A 17,778-nucleotide genomic window follows, 5' to 3' on the forward strand; every position below is an offset into this window, starting at 1 on the left:
TGCGTATCTGCCTAGCGCCAATCACGGCTACTCCAGCACCTCACACGCCGCCCAGTTCGGTCCGGTCTTCACATCCACCTTCAGCGGCACGCTGAGCTGCGCTGCCGTCGACATTTCCTCGCCCACCAGCTTCGCCAGGCGTTCTTGTTCGTCGGGCGGGAACTCGAAAACCAGTTCGTCGTGGATTTGCAGCAGGAGTTTTGATTGCAGCCCTTCTCGCTTTAGGCGGCGATGAACGTTGAGCATCGCTTGCTTGATGATGTCGGCCGCCGAGCCTTGAATGACAGTGTTGATCGCGATTCGTTCTGGCAGATTGCGTTGCCGTTTGTTGCGAAGCGTTTTGGGATCGCGCACGCCTTGGACGGGTCGCCGACGGCTGAGAATGGTGCTGACGAAGCCGTCGCGGCGGCAGTCGAGCAGAACTTGCTGCATGAATGTTTCGACGCCGGGAAGCCGGGCGAAATAAGCCTCAATAAAGGACGCCGCTTCGCTTTGATTGATGTCGAGAGCCTTTGATAAGCCGAACGGGCTTTGGCCGTAGATGATGCCGAAGTTGATCGCCTTCGCGCTGCTGCGCATCTCACGCGTGACTTCTTCCAGCGGCAGGTTGTACACTCCGGCCGCGACTTGCGTGTGAATATCGCGGTCGTTGAGAAAGGCTTCGCGGAGCGTTTCGTCGTTGGAGAAATGAGCCAGCACGCGGAGTTCAATCTGCGAATAGTCCGCCGTCATCAGCTGCCAACCGGCGGGGCCTGGCAGGAACGCGGAACGAATCGCGCGACCCGCTTCGGTGCGGACCGGAATGTTTTGCAAGTTTGGATCCTGTGAACTCAGCCGGCCAGTCGCGGCGACATCTTGTTTGAACGACGTGTGCACTCGGCCTGTCGTGGGATTGACCAGTTGCTGCAGAGCGACGACGTAGGTGCTCTGCAACTTGGCGTATTGCCGATACTCGATGATCTTCGCCGGCAGCGGATGAAGTCGCGCGAGCTCCTCCAGCACATCGACATCGGTGCTCGGGCCGGTTTTCGTCCGCTTGACGATCGGCAGTTTGCAGTCTTCGAAGAGGAGCTTCGCGAGTTGATTGCGCGAGTCGATGTTGAATTCGCCACCGGCAATCTCGTAGATGTCCTTTTGCAGTTGATCGATCTGAGCAGTGAACTTTTCGTCGAGCTCCTTGAGACGAGCAGGGTCGATCCGCACGCCGTTGAACTCCATTTCGGCGAGAACTTCGATCAGCGGCATTTCGAGATCGCGAAACAGCGGTGTGAGCTGTTGTGACTCCAGCCGCGGCTCAAGAAGTGCCTTCAATCGCAACGGCACATCTGCATCTTCGGAGGCGTAGTCGCTGATTTTCTGAACCGGCACTTCATCCATTCGCTTCTGCCCTTTGCCAGAACCGATGAGCGAAGTGATGGTGATGTTCTGATGCGAGAGGTGCCGCAGCGCTAGATCATCAAGGTTGTGACTTCGTTCGCCTGGATCGAGCAGATAATCGGCGACCATCGTGTCGAACGCAGCGCCGCGGAGCGTCACGCCCAGCGAACGGAGGATCAGCAGATCGTACTTGATGTTCTGGCCGATCTTCAGAATTCGTTCGTCTTCGAGAATCGGTCGCAGCTTTTCGAGAACGAGTTTTTCATCGAGCTGAGGTTCGCCCTCGGGTGCGCGAACCGGCACGTAGTAGGCCTCACCAGACTGCCAGGCGAATGAGTAACCAACCATGTCGGCCTGCCGCGGCCGGAGCGACGTCGTTTCTGTGTCAAAAGAAATCAGCGGCTGCTGCTTCATTTGCTCGATGGCCCGATCGAGATCTTCGACCGTAGCGATCGTGCGATAGGTTGCCTTCCAGTTGGGATCGTCGAGACCCATCGGCAACTCGGCCGATTCGGCAATACCAAGCTCCTCGGCAACATCTTCGAGGTCATCGGCTTCGACTTTCTTCTTTCGAGCAGTCTTTGCTGCCGGATATTTGGCTGCGATCTTTTCCATGCGCTGGGCGAGTTGCCGAAAGCCTGCCGCGCGATTTAGTTCGGCGAGTGCCGAGCCTTGCATGTTGCCGATCGTGGCCGCGGCCCAGTTGAACTCCAGCGGAATGTCGTTCTTCAGCCGTACAAGTTCGCGACTGCTGAACGCCGCTTCGTGACCCGTTTCAATTCGCTCCTTCAACTTCCCCTTCAACTCGGCGACGTGTGCGAAGACGCCTTCGAGCGTTTCATACTTCACCAGCAGATCGGTCGCGGTCTTCGGACCAATGCCAGCGATGCCCGGCACGTTGTCGACCTTGTCGCCGACGAGCGCCTGAAAATCGACCACCTGATCAGGCCGAATGCCCCAATCGGCGAGCAGCGCTTCTTTGTCGAGAGGCGCATTCTTGCGAATGCTGTACATCTTCACGCGGTCGGTGATCAGCTGACGGCAGTCTTTATCACTGGTCACGATGAAGCAGTCGCCGCCGGCTTCATCCACCTGGCGGGCGAGCGTTGCGAGGAGGTCGTCGGCTTCGAAACCGGCGATCGAGACGGCAGGGATGCCGAGCGCTTCCATGTATTGATGGATGAGTGGAATCTGCGGCTGCAGATCGGCGGGCATCTCGGTCCGCTGGGCTTTGTATTCGGGATAGAGTTCGTGACGAAATGTATCGCCCGGATGATCGAACGCAACGACCAGCACTTCGGCGCCTCGGCCTTCGATCAAATCGAGCATGTCGCGCACGAAACCAAATGCCGCGCCGACCGGTTGCCCCGACGGCCCCGTCATTTCGGGCATGACGTGAAAGACCTGGTAAATCAGCGAGTAAGCATCGACGAGAAAGACCTTCTTTCCCGTGAGTGTGAAAGCCGCTTCGCTGGCTGGCGAAACTTCATCGGGATCAACAGTCACCACCGCTTCGGCGGCGGTATTGAGCGGCGTGACGGTCGCTTCGGGCGCGGGATCGTCGAAGCCGGCGAACAGCGGCTGTGACGCGGATTTGGTAGATTTCTTTGCCATAGACTGCAGCGTAACAAAAGTCGCCGACCCATGGATGCGGGGTCGCGGCTGTAGCTGAATTCGCCAGAATTCAGATCATGAACTTGCGCACGAAGGTCTGAATTCTGGCGAATTCAGCTACTTATCGTTTGGTCGAATAGAAAGTGAAGCATGCAACCCGTCGCTCTCATCACCGGCAGTGGCAAACAACGTGTCGGCTGGCATGTTGCCGAAGCGCTGGGTCAGCGCGGTTACGCGCTCGCCATTCACTACCGCAGCTCGCAGGTAGAAGCAGAAGAGACTGTCGCACAGTTTTCTGCGCGCGGCATGACAGCGAAGGCCTTTCGCGCGGAATTGACTGACGAAACCGAAGTCAAACAGCTCGTCGCTGACGTGCAGCAACATTTCGGCCAACTCGATGCGCTCGTTCACACGGCTGCCATCTGGCAACCAAAACCACTCGAAAAGATCACCGCTGCCGATGTGCGGAATTATCTGGAAGTGAACACGCTGGCGGCATTCCTTTGCTGTCAGCACGCCGGCCTGGCGATGGTGAAGCAACCAAACGGCGGCAGCATCGTGACGTTTGGCGATTGGGCGGTCGCACGGCCGTATCTCAATTACGCGGCATATTTTCCCTCGAAAGGTGCGATCCCCACGCTCACACGCACGTTTGCCGTGGAACTCGCTTCCCGCAATCCGCGCGTGAGGGTGAATTGCCTCGAGCCCGGGCCGGTAATGTTGCCGCCAGATCTTTCCGCGGAAGAACGCGAGGAAGCGGTTGCCGGGACGCTCGTCAAGCGCGAAGGCTCGCCGCAGCACATTGCGCGGGCGGTGATTCACTTGCTCGAAAACGACTTCATCACCGGCACTTGCTTGCCGGTTGATGGTGGAAGGACCATTGCCTCGTAACCACCACCACCCTTGCGGCGGTGGCGAGAAGCTACGAAGTCAACTTCAGCACAATGTCGTACGCGGCCCAAATGCTAAAAAAGCCGAAGAAAATAATTGTCCAGCCGAGGATTGCCATCCGCCAAACTGGAATGCGAATGTCTGCCGGCAGCCGCTGACGATTCATGTAAAACAGCAGGATGGCGTACAGCAGCATTACCACGCCGTTGAGCGCGGCGGTTACTTGAAACTTCACCAGCGGCTCGATCTTCAGCCCGGCCCATTCCAACAGCAGGATGCTGATCGCCAGAAAAATCTCGCCCCACAGAAACCAGAAGTAGAGACGTCCTTCGCTCCAATTCGGGTTGTCGCGCAGCCAGGCTACTTTGACCAGGTCCGTTGAAATGCGGCTGCAGGCATCGAGCACGCCGAACTCGGTCGTGAAAAGAATTGCCACGCCCATAATCAAGAACGCGTAAAACGAGAACGGCCCAATCATTTGCGCCAAGCGTTCGGCTTCGGCGTAGACAAAACCGAGGCCCTCTTTGTGCAGCCTCGGATCTACCTGCAAGTTGCCGGCGGCGTCGTAAAACACGATGTAACTAATGAGCGTCAGCAGCGCGAGGCACACGATGCAGGTCAGCAGGAAAGATGTGAAATGTTCCCAGCAAGCCGCCCGCCACCAACGCTGCCAGCGCGACATGTTTTCGGCCGTGTGCGGAAAGTGATAGCCGGTTTCGCTCACGGCTTCTTCGTTGCCGGTGAAGGGATTCGTCAGGCGGCCGATGTGCACGCCCATGCCGTAGCCCTTGTCCTTGATGTAATTCGCCTGGGCCAGATTCATCGTGCCGCCAGCTCCAGCGAAGGCCAGCGCGCCGAGCAACGCCATCGGCGTGAGCGACTCATCGAACTTCGGCAGGAACTGCGGATATCCCAGCGTGAACACTGCCGTCCATTGCGTGATCACCGCATCGGGCCGCAGCACGGCCAGCCATACCGCCAAAGCGACGACAATGATCAAGATCAGCGCTACGAGCGCGAGTTGAACTTTTTCCACCGTTTCATAAATCACTGGACCGGCCGTTAGCACAAAACCGCACATCAGCAACGTGGCAATCGAAATCCAATTGTCATAATGCCCGGCGATGATCGCACCGTTGCCATCACGATTGGGCCCGAAGATCAGCCAGCCCAGTACTTGCGAGCAACCTTGCGCCCAGGCTGGCAGCATCCAGGGAATGATATTGAGCGCGAGTAGAAACGGTGCGATCGAGCGGCTGAGTCGTTGAAAACCAATCAGCGTTGTTTCTCCCGTGGCGAGCGTCCAACGCATGATTTCGAGGTTGAGAAAATACTGAGTGATGACTGCGATCAGACACGCCCAGAAGAAGACGAACTGGCTTTTGAACGTGATGAACGGCCAAAGAATGTATTCGCCGCTGCCAAGGGCTAGTCCGGCAAGGATCACGCTGGGCCCGATCATTTGCAGCATCGGCACCGGCGGCGGCATGTCGCGCCAACGCAACGGCGGCAACGCTCCGGGGGGAATCACATCGCTGGGGACGACTTCGCTTGGGTTGTTCATGCAGCACGTGCGGGGAGGGCATAATTTTCGTGGCGACGCATTGTAAGCAGAAACTCGCGAAAACTTAATGCTCCCGGCGAAGCGGATTGTTATCATGTCGGCAATTCGGTGCTGTCCCGCCTATCGCTTGTTTGGAGCACTTTCATGTCCGATCTATCCCGCCGCGATCTTCTCAAAACTGGCGCTGCCTGGGCCCTTTCGCCCGCCCTCGTTGCTTTCGGCCAGGACGCAGCCCCCAAGAATGAAGCGAAAACTCAACCAAAAACCGAGCCGAAGGCCGAAGCCAAGCCGAAGGCTGATCCCTACGCCGACGCCGTGCTGGTGAAGGGCGAACCAGCCAAGCCCGCGAAAGGTTCGTTCACGATCGCGGTCCTTCCCGATACGCAGCACTACAGCGAAAAGTATCCGCAGAACTTTCTCGCGCAAACTCAGTGGCTCGTCGAGAATCAAGAAGAACGGAACATCGCCGCCGTGCTCCACCTGGGCGACGTTACAAATCGCAACACCAAGCCCGAATGGGAGAACGCAGTAAAGGCCATGGATCAGCTCAACGGCAAGTTGCCGTATGCGATGGTCCTCGGCAACCACGATTACAGCGCCGGCGGCGGCTGCAAGGATCGCACCACGCTCTTCAACGATTACTTCCCCATTGCCAAGCTAAAGTCGCTCGGTTCGCTCGATTGTGTTTACGACAAAGAGCCCGATCGCATGGAAAACAGCGCGCACCTGTTTTCAGCCGGCGGCATCGACTTCGTGGTGATCGGCCTTGAGTTTGGGCCGCGGAAAGATGTCGTTCGCTGGGCCAACGAGGTCGCGACCAAGCACAAGAATCGCGCAGCGATTCTGATCACACATGCTTACATGTACTACGACGAGACTCGCTACGACTGGAAGAAGTACAACACCAAGCAAACCTGGAACCCGCACAACTACCCCGTCGCTGCGGCCACCAACGACGACGTGAGCGATGGCGAAGAGCTGTGGAACAACTTGATCAGCAAGCACGAGAATTTTCTCTGCACGCTGAATGGCCACGTGCTGAACGACGGCCTCGGCCGCATGTCGAGCAAGACGCCGGGCGGTCGCGACATTGCCCAGATGTTGGTCAATTTCCAAATGAAGCCCAACGGCGGCGACGGCTGGCTGCGACTGATGGAAATCAACCCGAGCGATCTGCAGGTCAAGATCTGCGACTATTCGCCGACCCGCGGCGAGCGGAACGAATCGAAGCAGAATAAATTTGATCTGCAATTTGCCGCCGTGAAGAGCTAGTTGCGGCGAGCAGTAATTACCGCCGGCCAGGCCGATCGCAGCGGCTGCCGGCGAGGAGGGCAACGCACCTAAGTGGTTTGGTGCGCGACGATTAGCGAGTTCCCGCCGGACTTACGGGGTTACCCGGCAACGGCGGGCTGCGAATAATTCTTGAGGCGTTCTGCCTGCAAAAACCGCAACTTCGGCAAATTCCAAATTGCCCTTGACGTAGTCGCGACCCCCGCGACCGCTGCGAGAAGTACGACTGACGGGATTTTGTGAAGTTAGGTTCGCCTTTGTTACGAAAGAAACATTCGGAAGACGTGTGTTGCACGGCTCAGCCGCGACCAATTGCGAATTTCGCAAGTGTTCGCCAAGAGCCAAACAACGCATGGCTTCTCAGGGGGAATCTGCTATCGGCTGCAACGTTTCGGCGCTTCGTGCGTCGCGACCTGTGGCCTTCAAATGCCTGCACGTCTGTCCCAGACCCAATGGACAGCGAGTGAGCTGCATTTTCTCTCTGCCGGTTGAACCTTTGCCGCACAACGGCGCAGGTCGCCCGGATGGCCCCACGCGAAATGCCTTTGCCGGTATTTGCGATTTTGGGGATTTCCGCCGCGTTCCGGAGGTCCTGATTGCCGATGGTTATGAAGTGGCCGTAACGGAGGGAACCGCTTACGACCGCCGAAAAAACCCAGAAACGCCCCGACCCAGATTCGAATGACAGGCCATTTCCCACAGCTGGCGAGATGGATCGAGACCAGGCCTGGCAAACGAAATAGGGGCAAATACGTGAAGTTCAGCGGCATCGCTCACCGTCTGTGCTTCACACCCAACGAGTCAAACGAGAGAGTAATGGAGAGCCTGCAATGAAGGTCTTCACTACTGGACAGGTCGCTAAGATCTGTAAAGTGGCCCCGCGTACGGTTTCCAAGTGGTTCGATTCTGGTCGCCTTAAGGGTTACCGGATCCCCGGATCGCAAGACCGTCGTATCCCGCGTGAATATTTGATCAAGTTCCTCAAAGAACACGGCATGCCGTTGGGCGACCTCGAAGACGAGGCCATGGCAAAAGTGCTCATTGTGGCGCAAGACCAAGTGCTCATTGAAAACTTGAAGCGCGAATTGCCCACGGAAAAGTCGTTTAAGGTTGCTGTCGCCGCCAGCGGATTTGAAGCTGGCATCCAGGCGGAAAGCTTCCACCCCGACTGCATCATCGTGGACTTCTCGATCGGCAAGGTCGAAGCTCTGCAAATTTGCCAGAATCTGCGCAAAAATGTGGACTTCTCCGAAACGATCTTGATCGCCTTGCTGCCCGATGACGGCAGCCCGCTGAGCTTCGACCGCTCGGCGATCAACGAAACCTTTAAGAAACCTTTCGATGCCAAACTTTTGGCCGAACGGCTTCGCACCCTGATCGGCGCCCGGAAGGAACTGGTCTAACAAGACCGGTCCACCTCTCGCCAGCGACGACTTCGGGAAAGGGGATTCGCCGTCCCCACCTGTCAGTCACTGCCTGCCCGCAGCTAGACACTGCGTGCTCGCGGCATCCTGCGTACTCGCAGCTAAACCTGCGTGCTCGTAGCAATCATCAATAGCCTTACCCGGCATGGGCTTGACCCGCTCGTGCCGGTTTACATAGAGGCGGAGAATCAGGGGAGTCGAATGAGTCGACTCTAAAAGCGCCGAATTCCCGGTTCGGCGTCTTTCCCTATTTTTTGCCCACCAAAAGCAACGGAACTAAGAACGCCGAGCTGCAAAGCTCGGCGTTTTTTCGTTTTGCTGAATGGCTGACATGTGCCTGTTACGTGCGCGAAGTCCGCGCTACTTCGCTCCTGCCTGCGCGTGCGCTATGGCAAAATCAACGAGTTCCTGGCACTGGAAGAAGCCTTCCCAAAAGTTGTGCCCCTGCCCCTTTGCGACCACGAGCTGCACCAGGCTCTCGGCGCCGGCAGTTTTGTAGTGCTCGGCCAACGTCGCTGAGTTTTCTTTCAACGGCACGACCTTGTCGTCGTCGCCGTGAATGATGAACACCGGGATCTTGGCCTTGGCGAGTACCGGTACGCGGTTGATCGGGTTCAGCTCGGCGGCTCGGGCTTCTAGTTCTTCCGGCTTCAGGCCATATGCGGGGGCAGCCCGCTGAATGCCCGGGTAGGTTTTGAAATCGAAGACCGGATAAATGCCGGCCAGACCGGTGACCTTGTCGATATTTTCTGCCGCCCAACTCGTCACCCACAAACCACCGCGACTCCGGCCGAGCACACAGCACTTCGCCGCGAAGCCGCGGTTCTTCGTCAGCTCGTTATAGAGCGCCGTGAACTGCTCGCGCCCCTTGGGACTGCCGAAGGCTTCGCCAATGTCGACGCCAGCCACTGCGATGCCCGCATTCAGGAACTTTTCGTGCATCCACTTCTCCGCCGCATCGGGATACGGCGGCAACGTCGGCGCGTACATGATCCACGGCTGGGGCTTGGCCCGCTTCTCTTCCGGCGGCAACATGACAAACGCCGGCCGATCGCCCACCATGAACAACTCGCCGGGCAACGGCAACTTTTTCGCCGGAGGCTCGGCGGCCGATGCTGCGGTGACTAGCAGAAAAAGAGTAATCACCGCCGTGAACAAGGAGAGTCGGATCATGTGAGAAGCCCCGCTGACGAAACGATCGTATGACAGCGAGGATTCTAGCTTCTCCGTACACGAGATCAACAAAGACGCAGGTGGGAGTCGAACCCACTTGAAGTTGCTCTGCAGGCAACCGCCTGGCCGTCCAGCCCCCGCGCCTTATCTACTTGCCGCTCATTATTCTGGCGAACAATGATTGAATGCCCTCGCTGGGAATCGAACCCAAGTCTTCGACCTTCGCAGGGTCGCGTGCTGATCCGGTACACTTCGAGGACAGAAAATCTACTCTCTACTCACTCCTGTCTACTCTCCTTGTTCTTAGCGACTCCATAGTCATCTAGTGACTTGATTAGTCCGTTCAGCATTTTCGAAATCTCTTCCAACCTCGCCTTGAGACTTTGCTGCTCATCCATCGGCAGTAGTTTTCGTCGGCCAGCCAGTTCCAGCAAAGGAACGCACTCATGAACGGATCCACGTGCGATGCCGAAAAAGTGCTTGCGATCCGGCACGGTGAATCGCCCATTTCCTTCTGCAATGTTCGTGGAGATGGAAAGCGCAGCCCGATTCAATTGGCTACTGATAAAGCCGTATCCGCGAGTGAATTGTGCTGTTCGCTCGCAAACGTCATCGACGAAATCGACCGCATGCTGATACACGAGCAGCTTCTCGAAAGCAAATGGCATGTCGTGCCCCAAAGGATAATAGAGAGGAGTGAGTAGAAAGTAGAAACATATTGTCACCCCATTCCTCGCTGCAACCTTTGTTTTGATTTTCACCTCTCAGCGGAAGGCATGGGATTCGAACCCACATGACGACTGAACTTCGCGCGGTTTAGCAAACCGGCCCAGCGAACCGTATCTGGCTACCTTCCTCGATCTCTTTCTGATTCAAACAAAGTGGACCTCATGGGAGTCGAACCCATCGCACCGATCTTGCAAGGATCAGTCGCCTCCAACGGCATGGAAGCCCACAACCCAAAGTGACCGAGGTGGGAATCGAACCCACAGACACGAGACCCTCGATCTCGCCGCTAAACCTGTTCGCGTACCCGGTCAAAAATCTACTCACTACTCACTACTTTCTCGTCTCTACTTTCCTCCTCTCCTGCCGTTCTCGCAGCAGAAGTGAGTCGAAAGTAGATCCTTAGCGGAAGCCGTGAGACTTGAACTCACAAGCGTTTTATCGCCACCTGTTTTCGAGACAGGGTCCTCATCCAGCCGGATGACTTCCGTACAAGCAAAACCAGTTCCGGGGGTTGGAATCGAACCAACGAACTTCTGGTTCAGAGCCAGATGCCACTACCAACAGCAGCTGCCCCGGAATGATGAATCTTCAGTGAGCGCACAAAAAAAAGCCCGGTGTCTTGCGACACCGGGCAAATAGCCTGCATGAAGGGCTATTGGCGATGTCAACAAGAAGAACGAAGCTGGCGTAGCGAACTCGCGGCGCGCTGCGATGCGCACTGGGCCGAGGACTGGCTACGTCGCTGAGAGCTGGCAGAGGATGAAAAACAGGCAAACATGAGAATCGTCTCAAACGGAGCGGATTGAACTCGATGCAGATATTGACGGGGCACGGCCGAAAAGGTTCGCAAAATTATCTGCCGTAATTGCGATCCGCCTACGGGTTCGCTTATTCCCGTAATTTTCAAACTCGATTCGCCCGCAGTTCGGCGAGCGAGTAGTGCGTATCTCGCCAGCGGATGCCGTTGCGGTAGTAGGTGAGGAACATCGACCGCCATTGGATATAAGTGAAGAGCGCGACCGTCAGCGGAAAGGCGAGCGCGGTCGTGAGCGGCAGTCGCATGGAACGGGCAAAACCAGCTGCGGTAAACAACTGCAGAATCACTGCCGTCAAGTACAGCCAGCGCGCCGGCCCCGGCACGATCCACACGGCCAAGTATGGCCAGACGTTGAACGCGAGGGAGAACAGTGACGAGAAAATAGTGAGTCCCACGCGATAGTCGACGCCGGAGAAAGCGTTCTTCTCTAGCCCAACGATGACTTCGCGCAGCGACGAGTACCACTCGACCGCAATCATCCCCACGCCGTAGACCACATCCTGGCGAAAGCCGTTTTTCTTCACGATCTTGCCGAGTTTCAGATCGTCGTCGGGCCGCATGCGGATCGGTTCGTGACGGCCGATCTTTTGGTAGACATCGGCGCGAATGAGATTGAACGCGCCGATGCCAATGTGCTCGGGCCGGCGCGGATCACGTACGCGCCAAGGTTTGACGAACAGCGTGAAGTAAATCGAAAACGTCACGACGAAGGCATGCAACAGCCAGGATTTCATCTGCACGTCGGGCGTGGAGGCGAGATGATCGATCTGATGCTCAAGCGCGTAACCGATCGCGCGGCGCAGCGCAGATCGCTCGAAAATGATGTCGGCATCGGTGAACAAAAGCCATTCGCCGCGCGAGTGCTCGGCGCCGAGTTGCAACGCATGATTCTTCCCCAGCCAACCGGCCGGCAGCTCCGTGACAGTCACCACATTCAACTGCGGAAACTCCGCGGCCAGGCGCGCGAGGATCTCGCCGGTTCGATCGCGCGAGCGATCGTTGACGAGCGTAATCTGCAACTCGGGATAATCGATAGCCACGAGCGACCGGACGGCCTGCTCGATGTTCCGCTCTTCATCCTTGGCCGCCGCGATGAGTGAGATCCGCGGCAGCGCTTCACCCTGTGGCAACGGCGCGTCGGCCAGTCGCTTGATCGATCGATCGGAGTGCGAAAGAACGACTGCCACGGCCAACGACAGGCAGGCGGCTGCCACCGAGTGAATCAGCAGAATCCATTGCACGACTGGCCAAATCTGGGCCCATTCCATCAGGCGATTCCTAGCAGCTTGCGAGCATTCGTGCGGAAGATCTTCGCGGCGACCTCTTCCGGCAGTTTCAGCTTCTCTTTCTCTTCGAACAATTCAAACTGCGGCACGACTTGAGCCGGCGCGAGAAAGTCGGTGCCAAACATGATGCGGTCTTGTCGACGAAGCAAAAACTCTCGACCGAACTCCAGATCGCGGCTGATCGCGCCGGCGCCGCTCCCCGCCGAAAGATCGCCGTAGAGATTCGGAAACTTCTCCATCAGTGCATCAATGGCGCCGCCAGGGGCAACTTTCGTTTTCGGATAGCCACCCAAATCGAGTTGCTGTGTGCCGCCCGAAATTGATGCCCACCAGCCAGGGCCATGGCCGATGAACTGACAGTTCGGATGATCGCCAATCGCCTTCGCGAGACCGGGGAGTCCAGGCTTGTCGAGGTTGCGCTCGTTGTCGAGATGAAACAGCAACGGCCATTTCAGTTCATCGCATGCGGCATAGAGCGCCATGTTCTTCGGATCGTCGATGGCCACGCCGGGCTTGTGTTCGCCGAAACCTCGCGCGCCGGCGTCGCGGTATTTTTCGAGCATCTTCAGCAGTCCCTTCGCGCCGCCGTTGTAGCTGGTGCGCGGGTCGACGCAGCAGAAGGGAATCAACCGATCGCGAAACGGTGCTGTTTGCTGCAAGACAAAATCGGGAGTCACCAGATAGCTCGACGACTCCGGCGACACCAGCGGCAGGACCACCGCCTGCGCGATGCGATGGGCATCCATCCACCGCAACAACTCCTCCGCGGTCAGCGGTTGCGTGGTGTTCCACGTCTGGCCGAGATGCGTATGCATATCGACATAGTCGCCGGCGGGGGCCTTTTTCTCTTCCGCAACACAAGCCCGCTGAGCGATGAGGACCGCGCTGGCGGCGAGAAACGCACGGCGAGTAAAAGCAGGTCGCATGAGGAGAGGCTCCAGGTTTTGCCACATCATACTCGATTCTTTGCGAGTGAACCGGCATAATCGCACGATGCTCGACCCGCAGCCGACCGCCGCTCGCTATCGCGCCATCGCTCTCCTCTTCGCGATGATCTATCCCACGTGCCTGACGTGGATTTATTTCACCGCGCTCAAGGATTCACCAGGTTCCTGGCAACAGACAGCGTTCAGCATTGGCAAGCTGATTCAGTTCGGCTTTCCGGCGTTTTGGATTTTCGTCATCGAGCGCCGCCAGTTTTCTGGACACTCATTTACCACTAGCGGCCTGGGACTAGCGCTCGCGCTCGGCGTGTTCGAAATCGTCGCGGGACTTGGACTTTATTTCGTCGTGCTCAAACCGGCCGGTATCTTTGCCGGACCGCTGCAAGAGATGCTGCTGAAACTACGTGGCTTTGGGCTCGATTCATTCGGTGCCTACATCGCGCTAGGCGTTGGCTATTCGCTGGTTCATTCTTGGATGGAGGAATACTACTGGCGGTGGTTTGTGTTTCGAGAATTGGCCGACAAAAACTTCGATAACGCAAAACTGCCGGTTCGCGCGCTCGTCATTTCGAGCCTCGCTTTTGCGGCCCACCATGTCGTTGTTCTCGCCGGTTATTTCGAATGGAGTTCGCCCTGGACCTACATCCTTTCGGCGATTGTCGCCATCGGCGGCGGGCTCTTTGCTTGGATCTACTGGAGTAGCCGTTCGCTGTACGCCGCCTGGCTTGCGCATGCGTTTGCCGATGCGGCGATCTTTCTCATTGGGTATGACCTGGTGAAAGCGTCACTTCACTGATTCTGTCGCCAGGCTCGCGCAGACCAGTTCTTTGTCATTGCGAGCAAAGATGTGCTTATTCGCAAACCCCGGATGCGACCAGCACACGCCGCCACGCTGTCGAAGTTGATCGAGCGTTGGCTCCAGCATTTTCGCCCGGCTGATTTCTTCGTAGCCCTTCGGCGAGAGTTTCGCGATGATCAGTTCGCCGCGCTCATTGAAGAGAAAGAAGCGATCGCCGTTTTTCACGAAGTGAATCGTGCTCCAGCGAGCTCGCGGCACGGCGGAATCGTTTTCCCACACGCGGTCACCGGTTTTGGCATCGAGACAGCGCAGTTCACCGTAACTATCCACGCCGTAGATGTAACCATTTTCGAAAACAGGCGTGCTGATGATCGAATGCAGCGCATCGGTGTCTTGCTCATTACGTCCGACAACGTGCCAGAGTTTTTCAAATGCGGTTCGCTCCTGATCGAGCTTCAGCAGCAGCGAACCGTCGTAAAACGACGTGAAGAAAACCTCATTCCCGGCCTTCACCGGCGTCGCCACGCCGATCGGCATGTTGCGTGGTTTCCACGGCTGGCTCCAGAGCTTTTCGCCTGTCTTCACGGCGAGTCCCGTCACACTATCGCCTGTCCAGCAAATGGCGACGCGCTGGCCCGCCTGATCGACGATAAGTGGTGTGGAATATTGGCCGCGGTCATCGAGCGCCTTCCAAGCATCGACGCCGGTTTGCTTGTTCACGGCGATGATGCACGCACCCTCCCGGCCACCAATCTGCATGAGCAGCAAATCTCCTTCGACCACTGGCGAAGCCGAAACGCCCCAAATCGGCATGGCGATTTTGTGTTCGGTTTCGAGATCGCGCTTCCAAACCAACTTTCCTGAATCTGCATCGAGGCAATGCAACCGGCCCGTCGCGCCAATCGCGTAGGCTTTGTCGCCGTCAATCGTCACGCAAGCCCGCGGACCAGCGGGATAACCCACTCGGCCGTATTCACAGCCATACTCGACAACCCACTTCTCCTCACCGGTTATTTCATCGAAGCAAATAATCCGTTCGCGCGGATTGCCACGCTCGGCGATGCGGTCCATCAAGTAGACTTTGCCCGCCGCGATCGTCGGCCCGGTATAGCCCGCGTTGATCTTCGCCCGCCATTTAATCGGCAATTCCGCGGCAGAGAATTTTTCGACGATGCCCGTCTCTCGCCACACGCCATCGCGCGTCGGACCACGCCACTCGGGCCAATCTTCTCCCTGCGAGGAGGACTCGCCACACAAAAAAAGGATCGCCATTAAAATCAGGTATCGCTTCATTTCTTACTACTCCGTTCGTCGTTCGGCCAAAGCAGTCCCAGCGCCAGGCAACCGATGAGCGGCACTTGCCCGGCCCAGAAGAGCCCCGTCGCGAACGAGTGGGTCACGTCGATACTCTTGCCGACGTATTTTTGCATGTACGACGTGATGATCCAGGTCGTCGCGCCAAACAGGCCCGTTACGAGGCCTTGTCGCCGAGTGGACAGTTCCTGCGCGAGCGAATAATAAACCGGAAATAGCCCGAGTGTGCCGCAGCCGATGAGCAGGAACGTGTAGAGGAGCAACGCACCGTGCGGCAGGTTCGCCGCCACTGCTGTGTACATGGCGAGCAGCGTGCAGACCGTGAACACTAGCAGCCTGGCGCGATTGAGTGAGAAACGTTCACCGGTCAACCACTTCACGGCGCCTCCCGCCGCGAGACAACCGAGGTCGGCAACCAAATAAAAGGCCATCATGAACCAGAACATAAAGTTCTCCGAGTATTTATGTTCCTCCTGCAGCAGCAGCGGCATCCACGCCCGCAGATACTGCCAGGTCATGTTGATGGCGACGACGATCGACATCAGAACGATAATTTTCCGCAGCACGGACCACGTCCATAATGCCGGCCTGCTCCCGTTCTTTTTCAACGGCGATTCCGCCGGCAGTTTCAAATCGGCTTCACGAATGAAAAACAGCCAGGGAATCACCCAACTCATTCCCACAATGCCGATGACAATAAACGGCTGTCGCCAACTGCTCTCTTCATTCGTGCGCATCGCCATCACCGCGAGCGGCGTGATGATGGAACCAACCGAAGCGCCACTTTGCAGAATGCTGTTGCCGAGCAAACGATCCGGGCCGGTGAGTAGTCGCTGCGTGGTGATCAGCGCGCAAGGCCAATGCCCCGCTTCGAAATAACCGAGCACCACCCGGCAGAAAAAGAGCCCGAGATAACCGGCGGCGTTTGATTCGCTGTTCATCCCTAGCCACGCATGCTGTGAACCAACGATGGGCAACAGCGCGTCGCCGATCTGCTGGCTCCACACCGTAGCGACACCGGCCGAAGACCAGCCGAGCAACATCAGCGGATACAGCCAGCGAACGCTCACGCGGTCGGCGAGCAAGCCGTTGATGATCGCACCGGCTGCGAACGCCAGGCCGAAGCCCCACTCGAGTGTGCCGTACTGTTCGTGCGTGAGTTGAAACTCGGTCTTGATGGGCTTCGACATGAGCGACAGCGTTTGGCGGTCCATGTACATGATCATGGTGGCCAGAAAGAGCAAGCCGCAGATGGACCACTTCCATCTCGCCGATCGACCGTCGCTGCTATCGAAACTCAGCCGCTCCATGAGAAGCCATCCCACGCCAGCATGCGATTGATGTAGCTCACGACATCGGCAGTGAAGACGCGAAACAGCGTCTCCCCTTTTTCCGCCGTCGCGTTGGTCGGATAACCGATGTGCCCGGTCGGCGTGCGCTCTTTCGTGATCCAGCCGCGGCTACCGGGCTCAAAAGGATTGCCCCACTCGACGCGCGCGGTCTGCTTCAGATCGCCGACCAGGTCCGGCCGGATCCGCAGCATCATCGACGTTTCCCACTCACAGGCGTGACCCATGCGGTTTTGTTCCAGCGACGAATCGACTTCATTCGGCTTGCCGCCGAGCAACCAATACGTCGCCGATAACAGCAGCAGATCGTTCCGCTGCCGATACTTTTGCCGCAGCTCAAACACCACCTGCTGCCCCGGCACGTGATTGCCACCGTGGCCGTTGATCAGCAGGATCCGCTGAAAGCCGTGCGCGATCATGTTCTCAATCAGGTTCGTCAGCAGGTCGAGATACACCCGCGGCGCCGCCGTCATCGTCCCCGGAAAATCCATGTGGTGCTCGCTGTTGCCTAGCCACATCAGCGGCGTGAAGAGGACCTTGTCTTTCAGTTCGGCCTCGGCTCGGCGGGCGACTTCGCCCATCAGCAGGCTGTCGGTAAAGACTGGCATGTGATGGCCATGCTGCTCGAGTGCAGCGATGGGAATGACAACCGGTGTCGACTTGGGCAGCGCGGCCACCGCGGGCCAGTTCATTTCGGCCAAAAGCACAGGCAGGAACTCCAGGTAAGGAAGTTGGTTCAGGAAGGCACGGGCAGCTTAGCGGATGGGCCAGCGCGGGACAACAATTTCAACCGTCGGCGAACTCACACTCAGACTGCCGCGGCCACCCATTTTGCCAAGGAATAGGACTGGAATAATATAACGGTTATTGCGTTTTTGCATTTCGGTTAACTCGTGTGTGGCAAACAAGTTGTGCAATTTACATGCACTATGTCCATAACCTTTTATAACCATTTTATAACCACTCACACACGACGTTATAACGCCGTGCTGATCATCTCGCTGTCAGTTAGTCGCGACTCATATCTCTGCTGGCAAGCCGTCGATTGCTGACGTCGAGCGCGCAGCAGCGATCGGATGCACGGCGTAGACATTTCGCCGGCATTTGAGCCGCTCGTGGCGGTGAGACAGTGATCGACAGTGAATGGTCAAGCAAGCGTGGCGGGTTCGCAAGCCTCGCCCAGAATTTTCCAGCCGTGTTTCGCTGT

General features: G+C 57.4%; 13 protein-coding genes and 6 tRNA genes. 4 read left to right on the forward strand and 15 right to left on the reverse strand.

The features are described 5' to 3' along the window. Positions 1–27: 27 nt before the first annotated feature. A complete protein-coding gene (gene polA / locus M9Q49_RS05910) occupies positions 28–2,991 on the reverse strand; it encodes a DNA polymerase I (protein WP_254507791.1) in 2,964 nt (987 codons plus the stop codon). A 150-nt stretch (positions 2,992–3,141) separates the two neighbouring features. On the opposite strand from polA, the gene M9Q49_RS05915 reads away from it, so the two are divergent. Next, positions 3,142–3,882 carry an SDR family NAD(P)-dependent oxidoreductase gene (locus M9Q49_RS05915; protein ID WP_254507792.1) on the forward strand — a complete coding sequence of 247 codons (741 nt, stop codon included), beginning with the start codon at positions 3,142–3,144 and terminating at the stop codon, positions 3,880–3,882. 31 nt (positions 3,883–3,913) lie between these two features. Here M9Q49_RS05915 and M9Q49_RS05920 read toward each other — a convergent pair whose 3' ends face one another. After that, positions 3,914–5,446 (reverse strand): Nramp family divalent metal transporter, encoded by a 1,533-nt coding sequence (locus M9Q49_RS05920; protein WP_254507793.1) that lies wholly within the window; start codon positions 5,444–5,446, stop codon positions 3,914–3,916. 144 nt (positions 5,447–5,590) lie between these two features. On the opposite strand from M9Q49_RS05920, the gene M9Q49_RS05925 reads away from it, so the two are divergent. Together M9Q49_RS05925 and M9Q49_RS05930 are read left to right on the forward strand one after the other, a co-directional pair. Beyond that, positions 5,591–6,718 carry a metallophosphoesterase gene (locus M9Q49_RS05925; protein ID WP_254507794.1) on the forward strand — a complete coding sequence of 376 codons (1,128 nt, stop codon included), beginning with the start codon at positions 5,591–5,593 and terminating at the stop codon, positions 6,716–6,718. 848 nt (positions 6,719–7,566) lie between these two features. After that, positions 7,567–8,139, forward strand: coding sequence for a helix-turn-helix domain-containing protein (locus M9Q49_RS05930; protein WP_254507795.1), 573 nt, complete (start codon positions 7,567–7,569; stop codon positions 8,137–8,139). 381 nt (positions 8,140–8,520) lie between these two features. On the opposite strand, the gene M9Q49_RS05935 is transcribed toward M9Q49_RS05930, so the two are convergent. The 10 genes from M9Q49_RS05935 to M9Q49_RS05980 all read right to left on the reverse strand — a co-directional run bounded on the left by M9Q49_RS05935 (position 8,521) and on the right by M9Q49_RS05980 (position 13,091). Continuing rightward, entirely contained in the window at positions 8,521–9,333 is an 813-nt protein-coding gene (locus M9Q49_RS05935) for an alpha/beta hydrolase family protein (protein WP_254507796.1), read from the reverse strand. A 72-nt stretch (positions 9,334–9,405) separates the two neighbouring features. Continuing rightward, positions 9,406–9,477, reverse strand: a tRNA-Cys gene (locus M9Q49_RS05940). A 42-nt stretch (positions 9,478–9,519) separates the two neighbouring features. Continuing rightward, a tRNA-Arg gene (locus tag M9Q49_RS05945) sits at positions 9,520–9,593 on the reverse strand. An 18-nt stretch (positions 9,594–9,611) separates the two neighbouring features. Beyond that, a complete protein-coding gene (locus tag M9Q49_RS05950) occupies positions 9,612–10,001 on the reverse strand; it encodes a four helix bundle protein (RefSeq protein WP_254507797.1) in 390 nt (129 codons plus the stop codon). A 100-nt stretch (positions 10,002–10,101) separates the two neighbouring features. Further along, positions 10,102–10,189: transfer RNA gene (locus tag M9Q49_RS05955), tRNA-Ser, on the reverse strand. Positions 10,190–10,298: 109 nt separating this feature from the next. After that, positions 10,299–10,372 (reverse strand) — tRNA-Leu (locus M9Q49_RS05960). A 93-nt stretch (positions 10,373–10,465) separates the two neighbouring features. After that, positions 10,466–10,548 (reverse strand) — tRNA-Ser (locus M9Q49_RS05965). Between the two features lie 16 nt (positions 10,549–10,564). Then, a tRNA-Gln gene (locus M9Q49_RS05970) sits at positions 10,565–10,639 on the reverse strand. Between the two features lie 326 nt (positions 10,640–10,965). Continuing rightward, positions 10,966–12,147, reverse strand: coding sequence for a glycosyltransferase (locus tag M9Q49_RS05975; RefSeq protein WP_254507798.1), 1,182 nt, complete (start codon positions 12,145–12,147; stop codon positions 10,966–10,968). Further along, positions 12,147–13,091, reverse strand: a complete 945-nt coding sequence (locus tag M9Q49_RS05980) for an amidohydrolase family protein (RefSeq protein ID WP_254507799.1) — start codon at positions 13,089–13,091, stop codon at positions 12,147–12,149. Before M9Q49_RS05980 ends, M9Q49_RS05975 begins: the two co-directional genes overlap by 1 nt. A gap of 67 nt (positions 13,092–13,158) precedes the next feature. On the opposite strand from M9Q49_RS05980, the gene M9Q49_RS05985 reads away from it, so the two are divergent. Beyond that, positions 13,159–13,905: a CPBP family intramembrane glutamic endopeptidase gene (locus tag M9Q49_RS05985; RefSeq protein WP_254507800.1), complete on the forward strand. Its 747-nt coding sequence runs from the start codon at positions 13,159–13,161 to the stop codon at positions 13,903–13,905. Here the strand turns inward: M9Q49_RS05985 and M9Q49_RS05990 are convergent. From M9Q49_RS05990 to M9Q49_RS06000, 3 genes are read right to left on the reverse strand one after another with little or no spacing between them, the layout of a single operon-like run. Next, complete coding sequence (locus M9Q49_RS05990; RefSeq protein WP_254507801.1) at positions 13,894–15,201, reverse strand: PQQ-binding-like beta-propeller repeat protein; 1,308 nt, start codon at positions 15,199–15,201, stop codon at positions 13,894–13,896. The two genes, M9Q49_RS05985 and M9Q49_RS05990, sit on opposite strands and share 12 nt — an antisense overlap. After that, the gene (locus M9Q49_RS05995; RefSeq protein WP_254507802.1) at positions 15,198–16,532 is read right to left on the reverse strand and encodes an MFS transporter; all 1,335 of its coding nucleotides are present in this window, start codon (positions 16,530–16,532) and stop codon (positions 15,198–15,200) included. Before M9Q49_RS05995 ends, M9Q49_RS05990 begins: the two co-directional genes overlap by 4 nt. Next, positions 16,520–17,263, reverse strand: coding sequence for a creatininase family protein (locus M9Q49_RS06000; protein WP_254507803.1), 744 nt, complete (start codon positions 17,261–17,263; stop codon positions 16,520–16,522). Before M9Q49_RS06000 ends, M9Q49_RS05995 begins: the two co-directional genes overlap by 13 nt. Positions 17,264–17,778 lie beyond the last annotated feature (515 nt).

The sequence above is a fragment of the Anatilimnocola floriformis genome (assembly GCF_024256385.1).
Taxonomy (GTDB): domain Bacteria; phylum Planctomycetota; class Planctomycetia; order Pirellulales; family Pirellulaceae; genus Anatilimnocola; species Anatilimnocola floriformis.